Below are 14,916 nucleotides of genomic sequence, written 5' to 3' on the forward strand. Positions count from 1 at the left end.
ATGGCGCCGCTGGTTCAGAGCAGCGGCGGCGGCCCGGCCATGCCGAGGGCGTGTTGACCGAACAATGCACCCTGAACGTCGGTCGAGAACATGATGTGCGCATTGGCTGCGTGCGCATCGCGGAACAGACGCTGCACCGGGCCGGCGAGATGGAGACCGCCCGATCCGGCGATGCCCATCAGGATGTCGACGGCCTCGAGGCACAGCCGGGCGGAGAAGAAGGCGTCGCGCCGGTAGCGCAGCTTGTCTTCGTGGGCCGCGTCGGCACCCGAGCGCGCCACCGCCATCGCATGCTCGCAGGCGCGGCGCATCAGCATCTCGGCGGTGTCGATGCGCACGCTCGCCTCGGCGACCTTGATCTGCACGGGCTGGCTGGCGCCCACCGGCTGGCCGGTCGTGGTCGCGTTGCGCTTGCGGGCCGTACCCACCACGGTTTCGTAGGCGCCGCGCGCGCAGCCCAGCATCACGCCGGACAGGACGTAGGGGCCGAGGGCCAGCATGGGCAGGCGGAACAGCGGCGAGGGATTGACCGTCGAGCCGGCATGCGCCTTGCCGTTCATCGTCCAGGCCGAGATCGTGCGCACGTCCGGGACGAAGAGGTTCTTTACCTCGACGTCGTTCGAGCCGGTGCCGGAGAGACCGACCGCATGCCACGTGTCGATGATCTCGTATTGCGAGCGATGGACCAGGGCGAAGCGCTGGTCGACGGGCGGGCCGTCGTCGCGCTCGCGCACCATGAAGCCCAGCATGTTCCAGTCGGAATTGTCGACGCCGGAGGAGAGCGGCCAGCGGCCCGAGACCTCGTAGCCGCCTTCGACCTTGCGGCCGCGGCCGGCGGGGAAGACGAGCGAGGTGGCGATCAGCACGTCGGGCGAGGCGTCCCAGATCTCGTCCTGCGCCTCGGGATGGAAGTAGCCCAGCATCCAGTGATGGCTGGAGAGATTGCCGAGGTTCCACGCGGTCGACGGGCAGACGCGCGCGATCTCCGCGCAGGTATCGACCAGGATGCCGACATCGAGATCGGCACCGCCGACCCTCGCCGGCTGGACCATGCGGAAGAGGCCGGTGCGGTGCAGGTCGCGCTCGGTCTCGTCGGGCAGGCGGCGCAGCCTCTCGCAGGTCTCGGCGCGGGCGGCGATCGCCGGCACCAGCGCGCGGGCGCGGTCGAGCATCTCCGCGTAGGTGACGCCGGTGAACGAAACCGGCGTGTTGGGCAACGTCGCCGACGGTGTCCAGTCGGCGGCCCGCTTGGTCCGCATATCGAATTCCTCCCGGCGCCGCGGCGCTTGTTCTTGTCGCAACGATGCTTGCGTCGCGCGTTCAGGTCAAGCGACCTAATTTGTTGGTCGATTGACCATGTCGCGCGCGATCACGATACTTCGCGTCAATCAGACAGCGCTCGGGAGGAGCAGAGATGGCGATCAAGGTGCTCGAACTTCATCATCAGGGCGTGCGGATCGACGCCGACGACAAGACGATCCAGGACCTCAAGAATTTCTACACCGGCGTCCTCGGCCTCGAGCACGACACCGGCCGGCCGGAGATCCCGGGCATCCCGGGCATGTGGATCAACATCGGCGAGGTGGGACAGATCCACCTGATCGGCGGCGACCTGCCGTCGCGCTTCGCCCAGGGGCCGGGCAAGGATCCGACCGTGCCGCACGTGGCGTTGGCCGTCGAGAACATCGTCGAGACCAAGGCCGAACTCGACCGGCTCGGTGCGGACTACTGGTCGCTCAAGGGCGCCACGGGCCCCGATGCCGAGCAGCTCTTCCTCAACGATCCGTGCGGCAACATGGTGGAACTCCACCAGTACGACAAATGCCGCTGCCGCCTGAAGAGCCGGGTGAAGCCGGCCTAGTCATGGGAGAGCGCAACTCCCGTTGCGCTCATGCTTGATCCGCCGCCACCTCATGAGCGCAACTGGAGTTGCGCGCGCCAATGAGGTGCCCGGCTGAACCGGTCTAGCCTCCGACCGGCGCGGCGAGGCCGGCGCAGACGAAGGGAACGATCTCGCGGATGGCGGTTTCCATGTCCGCGGGATCGCAGCGGCCCTGGGAGATCGCCTCCAGGCGGCCGGGCTGCAGCAGGGTCCAGACGTAGGCGCCCATCATGAAGTAGTAGCGCCAGTAGAGCGTCTTGGCCGGAATCTTCGGCAAGGCGCGCCGGATGGCGTCGACATAGAGCGCGTTGGTCTCGTCGTAGATGTCGGCGCGGACCATGCTCGCGGTATCGTCGGGATCGGTGAAGAGGCGGGCGTGCATCTGCATCGACGCCCGGCGCCCGCTGGCCCGCGGCTCGGCCATCAGCAGGGGCCGGACCAGCGCATCGACCAGCACGTCGAGCGGGACGATGCCGCGCGGATAGCGGGCCTCGGCCTCCAGCAGGAGCTGGCGCCGCCGCTCGGTCACTTCCTTGCCGTGACGCGCCACCACTGCCTCGAAGATCGCGCGCTTGGACTCGAAATAGTAGTGGAGCTGGCCGACGTTCACGCGGGCGCGGCTGGCGATGGCCCGCGTGGTCGCGCCGCCATAACCGACACGCCCGAACAGTTCTTCCGCGACATCGAGGATGCGTTCCGGCAGGTTGGGACGGTTGGCCTTCTTGCGCCGCGGCGTCGCAGCCTTCGGCTTCTTCGCGATTGTCTTTCTCGCCACGACACACCCTGCTCGAACTCGTTTGCTTCTCATAAGGGGAAGCGGCGTGGTTTTCCATGGTGGCTGCCGAACCGTGTCGCCGCATGCTAGAAGGCAGCCATGAAAACCAAGCTCCTCGGCCGCACCGGCATCCACGTCTCGCAACTCTGCTTCGGCACCATGTCCTTCGGCGGCGACGCCGATGAGGGCACCTCGGCGTCGATGTACAAGGCGGTGCGCGACGCTGGCATCAACTTCTTCGACACGGCCAACGAGTACAACAAAGGCAAGTCGGAGGAGATCCTGGGCCGGCTGGCGAAGGATCATCGCAACGATCTGGTGATCACCACCAAGTGCTTCAACAAGACCGGCCCCGACGTGAACGCGGGCGGCGCCAACCGCCGGCACGTCGTGCAGGCCGTCGAGGCGAGCCTGCGCCGCCTGCAGACCGACCGGATCGACGTGCTGTTCCTGCATCGCTTCGATCCGGTGACGCCGATCGACGAGATGATGCGCGGCCTCGAGGACCTCGTGCGCGCGGGCAAGGTGATCTATCCCGCGGTCAGCAACTGGTCGGCCTGGCAGACCCAGCGCGCGGTCGACATCCAGGAGCGCAACAACTGGGCGCGCCTGCAGGTCATCCAGCCGATGTACAATCTGGTGAAGCGCCAGGCCGAGGTCGAGCTGTTGCCGATGGCGGCGGCCAACGGCATCGGTGTCATTCCCTATAGCCCCGCGGCCGCCGGTCTCCTGTCGGGCAAGTATTTCGGGCAGGCGTCCGGCCGGCTCAAGACCAACAAGATGTACGAGGCGCGCTACGGCGAGGAATGGGCCTTCGAGACGGCCGAGAAGTACGTCGCCCTCTGCCAGCAGAAGGGGCTGCATCCGGTCAGCGCCGCCATCGCCTGGGTGGGCGCGCATCCCGCCATCACCGCGCCCATCATCGGCGCGCGCAATCTCGACCAGCTCAAGGATTCGCTCGCCTCGGTGAACGTCGACATGACGCCGGAACTGCGCGCCGAGATCGCCGCCCTGTCGCGGACGCCGCCGCCGGCCACCGATCGGCTGGAAGAGCAGAAGGTCGTGAAGGCCTGAGCCGGATCAGCCCGGCTCGAGGCCCTTTGCGCGGAAGAGGGCCTTCGCTTCGGGCGTCCGCAGGCTCTCGATCAGCGCCCTGGCCAACACCGGCTGGGCGCTGTCGGCCGGAATGGCGGCCACGAACACCGTGACCATGTGCTGGTCGCCGGGCAGGGGCCCGACGATCTCGACGCCGGGAACATGCAGCAGTTCCGGTACCTGCTGGACCGCGAGGTCGGCCTCGCCGGTCGGCAGGAACACGGCCGAGTAGCCCGCGGGTGGCGGGAACTTCGTCCTGGCGTTGATCTCGTCCGCGATGCCCATCTTCTCCAGCAGCTTCGCGAAATGGATGCCGCTCGCACCGCCGGCCGCGGGATCGGTGTAGGAGATCGCCCTGGCCTCCAGCAGCGTGCGCTTCAAGGCTTCCGGTGTGGAAATGTCGGGCTTCGGTGCGCCCGCGCGCACCGCAATGGCGGTGGCGGAGCTGGCGATCACGACATCGGACCCGGCAACGATCCCACCCGAGGCAAGCAGCGTGTCGGTGACCGCACGGTTGAGGATCAACACATCGGCCGTCTCGCCGGCCTGCAGCCGCTTCAGAAGCAGGGGGGCCGTGGCCCAGGTGACGTCGAGGCTGCAGCCGTGCGCCTGCTCGAAGGCCGGGATCAGCGGCTCGACGACGCCCTGGACGGCGATGGCGCTGAAGAGCTTCATGCGGGCTCCGGCCGATCGCAGACGTCGATCCATTCGGCGTTTACGAGGCTCGCCATACGCTCGGGTGCGATGCGCACGGCCGAGTTGATCGAGCCGGCGGCGGGTACGACTTCGTCGAAGGCCTTGAGCGAGACGTCGCAATAGACCGGGAGCGGCGTCGCCAGGCCGAACGGGCAGACGCCCCCCACCGGATGGCCGGTGAGCGCAACCACCTCGTCGGCGCCCAGCATGCGCGGCTTGCCACCCAGCACGTCCTTGATCTTGCGATTGTTCAGCCGCGCATCGCCGCACGTCACGATCAGCAGCGCGCGGTCCTTGATGCGCAGCGAGAGGGTCTTGGCGATCTGCGCCGGCGCGACGCCGTGGCCCCGTGCCGCCATCTCGACGGTGGCGGTGCTGGCTTCCAGCTCGACGACCTTTAGATCGGGCGCATGCGCGGACAGGAAGGCGCGTACGGCGTCGACGGTCATGCCTGCCGCGCCGCCCGCTCCGCGCGGATGCGGTCGCGCTGGGCCGCGAAGCGCGCGGCGAGATCCTCCTCTGCAACATCCTCGAGCCGGCTCTGGAGGACCCAGCCATGGCCGAAGGGATCGAGGATGCGAACCACCTTGTCGCCCCAATAGGTTTCTTCCGGAGTCTGTCCCGGGGCAAGGGATGTCGCGCCGGCGGCCAGGGCGCGAGCGAAGACGTCGTCAACGTCGTCGACATAGACGATCAGGAACCCGGAGGAGGCTCCGGCCGAGAGAGGCGAGCGTGGCCAGTCGGGCCGGGGCGCTTCGCGCCAACGCGGGTTCTCTTTCGCCACATAGAGGCGAGCACCCGCAACGACCAACTCGGCGCTCAGAGGCTCCGGACCCGGCGGTTCGCCCGGATTGTGCGCAAAGCGGCGCCGGATCTCCTCGGCGCCGATGATGTCGCGATAGAAGTCGGCCGCGGCGGCCACGTCCTTAACGATGAGGCTGATGCCGATCTGTCCGACCGACTGCTTGCCCTTGATGGCCATTGCGACATCCTCCGGTGGAGAGGGGTGAGCGTGGCGTCGATTCTTACGGGATCGATGCCTTCATCGCGCTGTGGGAATCGTACCGCATGGTGAAGGGGCCGCGCGAATTTCCATGACAAATGCGGAGGCGGCGGTACCGTCCGCCAACTCACCACGGGAGAAGCGCATGCCGATCATCGACGCCCAGGTTCACTGCTACGAACGCAATCACCCGGGCCGCCCGTGGACGGCCGTGCTTGCAGGCCCGCCCGAGGTCACCGCCGAGGACATGATCAAGGCGATGGACTCGGTCGGCGTCGACGGCGCGTTGCTGGTCTCGGTCTACACGATGTACCGCTGGGACGAGAGCTATGCGGTCGGCGTCCAGAGGGCGCATCCCGGCCGGTTCGGTGTCATCAAGCCGGTCAATGCCAACGATCCCAAGGTCGAGGGCACGATCGCCGACTGGGCGGCGATGGACGGCACGGTCGCCATCCGCATCATGTTCACGCCGGAGATTTCGACCGACGCGGCCGACCCGGGCATCAACCGGGTGCTGGCCGCGGCGGCCAAACACGACCTGCCGGTCAACCTGATGGCGCGTGGGCGCCTGCCGCAGGTCGCCGAACTCGCCAGGCGCAACCCGAACACCACCCTGGTGATCGATCATCTCGGCCTGGAACAGCCGATGGCGCCGCCGGCCCCGAAGGAGCCGTGGCACGAGCTGCCGCAGTTGCTGGCATTGGCGGAGCACAAGAACGTCGTCGTGAAGATCACCGGCGCCTGCACGCTGAGCCACGAGAAGTTCCCCTTCAAGGACATCTGGGACCCGCTGGGCCGCATCTTCGATGCCTTCACCCTCGATCGCTGCATGTGGGGCACCGACTGGACGCGCGCGGTGGCGTTGCTCACCTACAAGGAGGGCGTCGATGCCTTCCGCGTGACCGACCGCCTGTCCGACAGCGATCGCGCCACGCTGATGGGGGGATCGCTGGAGAAGATCTACGGCTGGTCGCCGTCGAAGAAGTAGCTCGTCGGGCTTCGGGGAAGGGCCAGGCTGCCCTTCCCGAGAGGCCGCTGCATCAAAATCGAATCGACCCAGCGGCCGAACTTGAAGCCGACGGCGTCGAGCTTGCCGATCTGGCGGAAGCCCTGGCTGCCATGCAGGCCAATGGATCCGGCATTGGCGCTGTCGCCGATGACGGCGAGCATCTGGCGCCACGGGCCGCTTTCGCACCGCTTGATCAGGGTGGCCAGCAGCTCGCGGCCGATGCCGTTGCCCGCGAAGCCGTCGCGGACATAGACCGAGTCCTCGATCGTATGGCGGTAGGCCGGGCGCGGGCGGTAGAGCGAGGCATAGCTGTAGCCCACGATGCGGCCGTCCAACTCGGCCACGAGATAGGGCAGGCCGAGCGCCAGCACACTTTCGCGGCGGCCGATCATTTCGGCGACGGTGGGCGGTTCTTCCTCGAAGCTCGCCAGGCCGTGCCGCACATGGTGGGCGTAGATCTCCTGCACGAAGCGCACGTCGCCTTCGCGGGCGTCGCGCACATCGACCGCCGTTCTCATCACAGTCCCTCCCGATAGAACCTGCTCGCGCGACAGGCCGATGTCCGACAACAGCCGGTCGTCCAGATTGCGCAGGGCCTCGCGCTGGCGGAGGCGCGACCAGGGCGAGGCGCCGATAAAGCGACCGATCTCCATGACGATGTCTCCAAACCCGTTGCGAAGCGACATGCGGGCACTCTGCGGCGGGTAGAGGCATAAGGAAAATCTTGTTATCTTATGAGAGCCATAAGCAGGAATTTGAGATGCGCGGCCTCAATCTCGATCATGTCCATGCCTTCACCGAGGTCGTGCGGCTGGGCTCGTTCTCGGCCGCGGCCTCCCAGCTCAACCTGACCCAGCCGGCGATCAGCCAGCAGATCGGCCAGCTCGAGAAGCGCCTGGGGGTGCGGCTGCTGGAACGGATGGGCCGGCGCGCCATGCCGACGGCGGCGGGCAGCGAACTCCTGGACCATGCAGCCCGGATCGACGGCGCCGTGGCGTCGCTGCTCGAAGCGCTGGCGCGATTCGGGAGCGGCGAGGTCGGGCGGGTGCGGCTCGGCACCGGTGCGACCGCGGCGATCTTCCGCCTGCCGCCGCTGCTGCGCGACCTGCGCCGCCGGCTGCCGGAGCTGGAGATCACGATCGCCACCGGCAACACCTCCGACATCGTGAAGGGCGTGCAGGACAATGCGCTGGATATCGGCCTGGTGACGCTGCCCGCCAGCGGCCGGGGCCTCGACGTGACGCCCTTGCTCGACGACGAGTTCGTGGCAGTGACCGCGCGCGACGGCGTGACGCTGCCGAGCCGGGTCACGCCCGCGATCATGGCCCGCCTCCCGGTCATCATGTTCGAGCCCGGCGGCCATACGCGGGTGGTCGCCGATCGATGGTTCTTCCAAGGCGGTGCCGAGCTCAAGCCCAAGATGGCGCTGGGCAGCGTCGAGGCGATCAAGCGGCTGGTGGAGGCGGGTCTGGGCTGCGCCATCCTCCCGGCGGTCGCGGTGCGCGAGGCCGCCGACCGGGCCAACCTCGTGGTCCGGCCGCTCTCGCCGCGGCTCTACCGGAAACTCGCCATCGTGATCCGGCGCGACAAGGTCCTGCATCTCGGCCTGCGTGAGACGATCCGCGCTCTGAAGACCCTGAAACGCATGGGGCCCTGAGCGGACGGCCGGCAGGTCGTCGAAATTGCCGGAGTCCCGGCTACTAAACGAAACAAACGAAATAAACGCAACAAACGAATCCGGAGTCGCACCCCCTGGGAATCGGGGGCGTGGTGACCCGGCGCTCGCCAGTCCTTTTGAAAAACTTATTGCGGCAGACTGCTAAAGCGCCTTGAGGGCTTCCTGGACGTCTTCCACATGGCCGGCGACCTTGACCTTCCGCCAGATCTTGCGGACCACGCCTTCGCCGTCGATCAGGAAGGTGGCGCGATCGATGCCCATGTATTTGCGGCCGTAGAGGCTCTTCTCGATCCAGGTCTCGTACTTCTCGCAGACCTTGCCGTCCTCGTCGGACACCAGCGGGAAGTTGAGTTCGTACTTGGCCTTGAACTTGTCGTGGCGGGCGACGCTGTCCTTGGACACACCAACCACCTGGGCCTTCAGCTTCTTGAAGGCCGCCGCCCCGTCGCGAAAGCCGCAGGCCTCGGTGGTGCAGCCGGGCGTGTCGTCCTTCGGATAGAAATAGAGCACCACCGGCTTGCCGCGCAGGTCCGACAATTTGAGCGTGCCGCCACCATCGGTCGCAGCGGTGAAATCCGGGGCCTTCTTGCCTTCGACGACGCTCATTTCCTGCTCCTCGGTTGCCAGCCAGCCGCCAGGGCCGGCGCCTCCACGATGCGCTGGTATATAGCACGCACCGTCTGCGATTCGGTTTCGATACGCGCCCGCAGGGTCGCCAGATCTGTCGCGCCTTCGGTGGCGGCGATCAGGCGCTGCTGGCCTTCCGGCGCCTTGGTCTCGTCGAACGCCGCCTCGTCGCCGTTGAGCGTGAGGCGCAGCAGGCTCTGGACGTCCGACAGCAGGGTCCGCGTGGCGCGCAGCCGGTCGGCGTCCGCGGGGTCGATGAGCCCCGCCGACGCCATGCGCTGCAGCATCTCGGCGGGGTGCGGATCGAGGATGGCGGGGTGTTCGCAGGCGTGACGGAGCGCCAGGTACTGCGCCACGAAGTCGATGTCGAAGAGGCCGCCGGGCAGATGCTTGAAGTCCCACAGGCTCTTGGCCGGCGCATGCTGGGCGATGCGGTTGCGCATGTCGGCAACGTCGCGGACCAGCGTGTCGGCATCGCGCGGGCGGCAGAGCGTGCGCTTCACGATCTCGGTCAGGCGCTCGACCAGCGCTTGCGGGCCATGGATGACGCGCATGCGCGTCAGCGCCATGTGCTCCCATGTCCACGACGACTGCGCATGATAGGTCTCGAAGCCTTCCAGCGAATTGGCGAGCGGTCCGGAGCGGCCCGACGGCCGCAGGCGCATGTCGACTTCGTAGAGTGCCCCCTCGTTGGTATGGGCAGTGAGCGCCGTCACCATCTTCTGGCTGAGCCGCGTGTAATACTGGATGGGCGACAGCGGCCTCGCCCCGTCGGACGCCTCCATGCCGCCCGGAATGTCGTAGACGAAGATCAGGTCGAGGTCGGAGGTGGCCGACATCTCGCGACTGCCGAGCTTGCCCAGCCCCAGCACCGCCAGCCGCTGGCCCTGGAAGCCGCCATGGGTCTCGGCAAAGCGCTTTTCCACCCGGTCGCAGAGGGCGGAGATCGTGGCGGCCGCAATGTCGGAATAGGCGCGGCCCGCCTCTGCGGGCGTGACGATGCGTTTGAGCTGCTGAACGCCCACCTGGAAGCGGCGGTCGTTGGCCCAGCGCCGCGCCAGGTCGAGGATGTCCTGTTCGTGGTCGACCCGCGCGAGGGTAGCGGCCAGGTCCGCGGTCATCTCGGGCGCCGACGGCAGCGGTCTGTAGAAGTCGGGCGACAGAACCGAATCCAGCAGCAGGGCACGGCGCGCCAGATGGGCCGCGAGGCCCGGCGCGCTGCCCATGATCGTCGCCAGCAACTCGAGCAGGGCGGGATTGGCTTTGAAGAGGGAGAAGAGCTGCACCCCCGCCGGCAGGTTGCTCAGGAACAGGTCGAAGTTCAGCAGCGCCTGGTCGGGCGCCGCCGTCCCGCCCAGCTCCTTGAGCAGGCCGGGCATCAACTCGGTGAGCAGCTCGCGGGCGCGCGCCGTCGCGGTCGAGCGATAGCGGCCATGATGCCAGCGGCGCACGATGCCGGCGGCGGCCGAGGCATCGCGAAAGCCCAGGGACGTCAGCGTCTCCAGCGTGCCGGGATCGTCGTCGGTTCCCGTGAAGACCAGGTTGCCGCCCGGCCCGGCGAGGCTGGGGGCTTCCTCGAAGAGCTTGGCGTAGTGGCCCTCGACGAGGCGCAAGGTCTGCAGCAGGGCGGCCTGGAAGGCCTGCGACGTGTCATAGCCGAGGAAGGTCGCGACGGCCGCGACGCCCGCCTCGTCGGCCGGGATCGAATGGGTCTGGCGGTCGTCGATCATCTGCAGGCGATGCTCGACCCGGCGCAGGAAGCCGTAGGCCTCGATCAGCTCGTCCGCCGCCTTGTCCGTGACGTGACCGGCGGCCGCGAGCGCGCGCAGGGTAGGGCAGGTGGCGCGCAGCCTGAGGGACGGGTTGCGGCCGCCGAAGATGAGCTGCTGGGTCTGGGCGAAGAACTCGATCTCGCGGATGCCGCCGCGGCCGAGCTTCACATTGTGGCCCAGCACCTTGACCGTGCCGCCGCCGCGATGGGCGTCGATCTGGCGCTTGATCGAATGGATGTCGTGGATGGCCGCGAAATCGAGATGCTTGCGCCAGATGTACGGCGTCATGTCGCGCAGGAAAGCGCCGCCTACGGCCTCGTTGCCGGCTACGGGATGCGCCTTGATCATGGCGGCGCGTTCCCAGTTCTGGCCGACGCTCTCGTAATAGAGTTCGGCCGCCTGGACCGACATGGCCAGCGGTGTCGAGCCGGGGTCGGGCCGGAGCCGCAGGTCGGTGCGGAAGATATACCCGTCGGCCGACGTCTCCGACATCAGCTGCACGAGCAGACGTGCGGCGCGTACGAAGTGGCGCGACACCTGCTCGTTTCCCGACAGCGCCGGCGCATCGCGGTCGTAGAAGAGGATCAGGTCGATGTCGCTCGAATAGTTCAGCTCGCCGGCGCCCAGCTTGCCCATGCCCAGCACCGTGAAGGCGGCGGCCTCGGGCTTTCCGCCGAGCGCGAGCTGTCCGTCGCGTTCGAGCTGGAGGAGGATCGAATCGGTGAGGGCGCACAGGCAGCCCGACGCGAAGTCGCTGAGCTCGCCGGTGATGCGGTCGAGCGGCCAGGCGCCGGCGATGTCGGCGACGCCGACCGCGAGCGCCACGCGGCGCTTCAGGCGTCGGAGCCGGGACGCAATGTCGGTTGGTACGGCGCCCGCCGAGGCGTCGTCTCGAACGATGGCGAGTTCGGCCGTGAGGTCGGCGGCCGCGGCGTCCGGACCACGACGCCATAGATCGGTCATAAAATCCGGGCTCTGTAGCGCTGTCTCCGTCAGGTAGGGACTGTTGCCGAACAGAGCATCGAGCAGCGCGACGGCCAAGGGATCGTCAGGCCGTGCGGCGCGCTCATCCCAGCGCGTCCACGCCACGGCTTGCCGTTCGGGATCGTGCGGACGTGGAAGGCGGGCAGTCGAAAGCCAAGACATTCAATGTGTCGACGGGTAAATTCTCATTTGCTGCGGAACGCTTGCCCAAGCGCGCCGCCATCGTCAAGAAACGGAAGAGTCGAGTTTGGTCAAGCGGACCTGCCGGGTAGTTGTGCGTGTTGCGGTCGGTCTGGTGCTTGCCGCGACCGCGTTGGTTGTCGTGGCGGCGTTGAGGCTGATGGCCGGCCCCGTCGATCTCGACTTCATGAAGCCGCGGATTGCCGGGCTGATCGACGCTCCGGGCAACGACATTCACCCGGACTTCGATCGGATATTCTTCGAATGGAGCGGCATCAGCCGGCCGATCAGGCTGGCTTTCACCGGTCTGCGCTTCACGAACGGGCAGGGCCAGGTCATCGCCACCGCCCCCGAGGCGGCCCTGACCTTCGAACCGCGCTCGGTCGTTCGGGGTCTACTCCTGCCGACGTCGATCACGATCATCCGGCCCGTCATCGAGGCCGACGTCGCCCGTGAGGGCGGAGCCTTCCAGCGGATTTTCACGTCGCCGGAAGGCGGCGCGCAGGGCGAGGCGATTTCGATCCTGGTCGACCAGCTGCTGGCGGAGCCGAACTACCAATCGCTGATCGGCCAGCTCGATTCGGTGCTGATCGAGCGGGCCAACGTGACGATCCGGGATCTGAAATCGGGACTGACCTGGACCGCACCGGATGCCACCGCGCAGCTCCGGCGCGACGCCGCGGGCGTCTTCATCACGGCCAACGCCCGGTTCGCCGGGCACGGCGACCCCGTCGACCTCTCGCTGGCCGGGGTCTACACGCGAGACCGCAGCCGCATCTCGCTGGAGGCCAAGGTATCGGGATTCAAACCCTGGATATTCGCCGACCTTTCGTCCGATCTTTCCATCCTGCGCGGTGTCGATCTGGCCCTGTCGGGACGCCTGCAGATCGAGGGCACGGGCAACGGAGAGCTCAAGTCGGTCGCCGTCGACATCAGCGGTGCCGATGGGAGCGTGACCCTGCCGGGCATCCTGCCGGTGGCGCATCAGGTGCGTTCGATGGATGCGCGGTTCAGCATCGACAATGTGGAGCACACCTCGAAGATCGAGCGTGTCGACTTCGATTTCGGCGCGGCGAGGGTGGTCGTCACCGGCGCCGGTCACCGTGTCTCGGACACCCGGCACTTCGCGGGACGCGCCGAGATCAGGCAGATTCCGGTCGACAAGCTCGCCGACTATTGGCCGCTGGAGTTCGCCGAAGGCGGCCGCAGGTGGGCGATTGCCAACGTTACAGCCGGGACCGTCGACGTCGCCGCCGAGTTCTCTGCGAGTGCGCCCGTCGACCACATCGCCGACATCAAGATGGACGGCATGGCCGCCTTCCTCGACTACGGCGGCCTGACCGTGCGCTACATGCCGGACATGCCCGAGATGCAGGACGTGTCGGGGAAGGCCCGCTACGAGAATGGCAGCCTGCACTTCGACATCGCCCGTGGCGGCGCGGTCAATCTGAAGGTGACCGACGGCACGATCGACCTTACGGGGCTCGACAAAGAGTCGGGTCAAATGGCGGCGATCCGGCTGCCGATCACCGGTTCCGCGCAGGACGTGATGCGCTTCCTCGCACGGCCGCGACTCGGCCTGCCGAAGGAGACTCTCTACGATCATCGCCGCCTGGGAGGGCAGGTCGCGGTCGACGTGTCCCTCGGTTTCCCGTTGATCGATGCATTGACCGTCGCGGAGATCGATGTCGCGGCGGATGCCCAACTCACCGCCTTTTCGCTGCAGGACGTTCTGGGCCACGTCGATCTCACGGACGCGACGGCGCGCGTGAAGTACGGCAATTCCGAGCTGAACGTCGTGGGGCAGGGAAAGCTCGACGGCAGCGCCGTCGACGTCACCTGGCGCGAGATGTTCGCGGCGAAGGCACCCTTTCGGCGGCGGTACGACGTGAAGGGGACGATACAAGCGGGCCTCGTCGAGAAGGCCGGATTCCCTTCGATCGAACCCTATGTCATGGGTCCGATCGGCACGACGCTGAGCTATCAGGTCGCGACCAATGGCACGGGCGAAGTCGTCGGCCGTTTCGACATGAAGGCGGCGAAACTGTCGGTCGCTCCCCTGGCCTGGAGCAAGGAGCCCGGCACGGATGCGCTCGCCACCACGACGCTGAAACTCGCCCCGGGCGGCAAGATCACCACGGCCGACTTCGAGGGCCGCGGCAGTGGTCTGCAGACCAAGGGGCAGGTACGGTTCGGCAGCGACGGCAGCGTGCAGCAGATCAGCCTGCCGCAGGTGACGCTCGGCCAGACCGACGTGGCTGTCGACTGGAGCAGGAGTCCGGGCGGTGTCGACATCGCCATCAAGGGGCAGTCGCTCGAACTGCAGCGCGTACGTGACATGTTGCACGCACGCGACGAGGTCGCGACACACGAGCCCAAGGGCGCGGCGTCGGTCTCGAGGCAGAGCACCCGGGCGACCATTCAGCTGCAGAACGTGCTCGTGAAGCGGGGGTCCCTCGGCTACCTCAACGGCCGCCTCGAGATGATCGGCGATCGCGTCGCCTCCGCCGATCTGACGATGGGCGGCGGCAAGGGCTCGACGTTCCGGGTGACGCCGGCGGCGCAGGGCCGCACGCTGTTCTTCTATGTCGCCGACTTCGGCCAACTGCTGAGCGAGGCAGGCTGGATCGATGGCCTGGTCAACGGTTACCTGCACATCGAAGGCAAGTTCAATGATACCTGGGCAAATCCGCCCCTGGAGGGCACGCTGAAGATGGGGCCGTTCCGGCTCCAGCGCATGACCGCGCGTCGCGACATCGGCACGCTGAATTCGGCGATCGACGGGTTGAGCAGCGCCGGCAACGCGCTGCAGCAGTTCGACAGCCTGAGCGCCAACCTGACGAAAACGGGGGATCTCATCCAGGTCCGCAACGGCCGCACCAGCGGTCAGTCGATCGGCCTCACCACCCAGGGCGTCATCGACCTCGCGCAGGACACGGCGCGGCTGAACGGTGTCGTGGTTCCGGCCTTCGCGCTGAACAATCTCCTGTCCAACGTGCCGTTGCTCGGAACCCTGCTGACCGGCGGCAAGGACGGCGGCCTGTTCGCCGTTTCCTACCAGCTCTACGGTCCGTTCGGCGACCTCAAGACGGACGTGAACATGATGTCGGCGATGGCGCCGGGTGCCCTGCGCGATCTGTTGACCGCGCCTGGCAATACCGGCGCGCCGCCCGCCCAGCCTGGCGGGTCACCGGAGCCCCAGCGCGCGCCCTGAC

The 14,916-nt window shown here is 67.5% G+C and carries 13 protein-coding genes; 5 read left to right on the forward strand and 8 right to left on the reverse strand.

Translation table 11 applies throughout. The features are described from left to right. Positions 1-14: 14 nt before the first annotated feature. Positions 15-1,259, reverse strand: a complete 1,245-nt coding sequence (locus tag ACP15H_RS07275) for an acyl-CoA dehydrogenase family protein (protein WP_425065536.1) — start codon at positions 1,257-1,259, stop codon at positions 15-17. A gap of 155 nt (positions 1,260-1,414) precedes the next feature. Between ACP15H_RS07275 and ACP15H_RS07280 the strand changes: the two genes are divergently transcribed. Continuing rightward, positions 1,415-1,861 (forward strand): VOC family protein, encoded by a 447-nt coding sequence (locus ACP15H_RS07280; RefSeq protein ID WP_425065537.1) that lies wholly within the window; start codon positions 1,415-1,417, stop codon positions 1,859-1,861. Positions 1,862-1,964: 103 nt separating this feature from the next. Here ACP15H_RS07280 and ACP15H_RS07285 read toward each other — a convergent pair whose 3' ends face one another. After that, the gene (locus ACP15H_RS07285; RefSeq protein WP_425065538.1) at positions 1,965-2,657 is read right to left on the reverse strand and encodes a TetR/AcrR family transcriptional regulator; all 693 of its coding nucleotides are present in this window, start codon (positions 2,655-2,657) and stop codon (positions 1,965-1,967) included. Between the two features lie 99 nt (positions 2,658-2,756). On the opposite strand from ACP15H_RS07285, the gene ACP15H_RS07290 reads away from it, so the two are divergent. Next, positions 2,757-3,731, forward strand: a complete 975-nt coding sequence (locus ACP15H_RS07290; protein WP_425065539.1) for an aldo/keto reductase — start codon at positions 2,757-2,759, stop codon at positions 3,729-3,731. Between the two features lie 6 nt (positions 3,732-3,737). Here ACP15H_RS07290 and ACP15H_RS07295 read toward each other — a convergent pair whose 3' ends face one another. The 3 genes from ACP15H_RS07295 to ACP15H_RS07305 are packed head-to-tail and all read right to left on the reverse strand — an operon-like array spanning position 3,738 to position 5,430. Beyond that, on the reverse strand, positions 3,738-4,427 hold the full coding sequence (locus ACP15H_RS07295) for a substrate-binding domain-containing protein (protein ID WP_425065540.1): 690 nt from the start codon (positions 4,425-4,427) through the stop codon (positions 3,738-3,740). Beyond that, on the reverse strand, positions 4,424-4,897 hold the full coding sequence (locus tag ACP15H_RS07300; protein WP_425065541.1) for a YbaK/EbsC family protein: 474 nt from the start codon (positions 4,895-4,897) through the stop codon (positions 4,424-4,426). The genes ACP15H_RS07295 and ACP15H_RS07300 overlap by 4 nt, the downstream gene beginning before the upstream one ends. Further along, entirely contained in the window at positions 4,894-5,430 is a 537-nt protein-coding gene (locus ACP15H_RS07305) for a VOC family protein (protein WP_425065542.1), read from the reverse strand. The genes ACP15H_RS07300 and ACP15H_RS07305 overlap by 4 nt, the downstream gene beginning before the upstream one ends. Before the next feature lie 166 nt (positions 5,431-5,596). Here ACP15H_RS07305 and ACP15H_RS07310 point away from each other — a divergent pair, with 166 nt between their 5' ends. Next, on the forward strand, positions 5,597-6,439 hold the full coding sequence (locus ACP15H_RS07310; protein ID WP_425065543.1) for an amidohydrolase family protein: 843 nt from the start codon (positions 5,597-5,599) through the stop codon (positions 6,437-6,439). Here the strand turns inward: ACP15H_RS07310 and ACP15H_RS07315 are convergent. Next, the gene (locus ACP15H_RS07315) at positions 6,412-7,146 is read right to left on the reverse strand and encodes a GNAT family N-acetyltransferase (protein WP_425065544.1); all 735 of its coding nucleotides are present in this window, start codon (positions 7,144-7,146) and stop codon (positions 6,412-6,414) included. The genes ACP15H_RS07310 and ACP15H_RS07315 overlap by 28 nt on opposite strands. Positions 7,147-7,220: 74 nt before the next feature. Here ACP15H_RS07315 and ACP15H_RS07320 point away from each other — a divergent pair, with 74 nt between their 5' ends. Beyond that, positions 7,221-8,117: a LysR family transcriptional regulator gene (locus tag ACP15H_RS07320; RefSeq protein ID WP_425065545.1), complete on the forward strand. Its 897-nt coding sequence runs from the start codon at positions 7,221-7,223 to the stop codon at positions 8,115-8,117. Between the two features lie 162 nt (positions 8,118-8,279). On the opposite strand, the gene bcp is transcribed toward ACP15H_RS07320, so the two are convergent. Both bcp and ACP15H_RS07330 read right to left on the reverse strand, forming a co-directional pair. Continuing rightward, the gene (bcp, locus tag ACP15H_RS07325) at positions 8,280-8,744 is read right to left on the reverse strand and encodes a thioredoxin-dependent thiol peroxidase (protein WP_425065546.1); all 465 of its coding nucleotides are present in this window, start codon (positions 8,742-8,744) and stop codon (positions 8,280-8,282) included. Continuing rightward, positions 8,741-11,683, reverse strand: coding sequence for a bifunctional [glutamine synthetase] adenylyltransferase/[glutamine synthetase]-adenylyl-L-tyrosine phosphorylase (locus ACP15H_RS07330; protein WP_425065547.1), 2,943 nt, complete (start codon positions 11,681-11,683; stop codon positions 8,741-8,743). The genes bcp and ACP15H_RS07330 overlap by 4 nt, the downstream gene beginning before the upstream one ends. An 85-nt stretch (positions 11,684-11,768) precedes the next feature. Here ACP15H_RS07330 and ACP15H_RS07335 point away from each other — a divergent pair, with 85 nt between their 5' ends. After that, positions 11,769-14,915, forward strand: coding sequence for a DUF3971 domain-containing protein (locus ACP15H_RS07335; RefSeq protein WP_425065548.1), 3,147 nt, complete (start codon positions 11,769-11,771; stop codon positions 14,913-14,915). Position 14,916: the final 1 nt, after the last annotated feature.

Source organism: Reyranella sp. (assembly GCF_965249915.1).
Taxonomy (GTDB): domain Bacteria; phylum Pseudomonadota; class Alphaproteobacteria; order Reyranellales; family Reyranellaceae; genus Reyranella.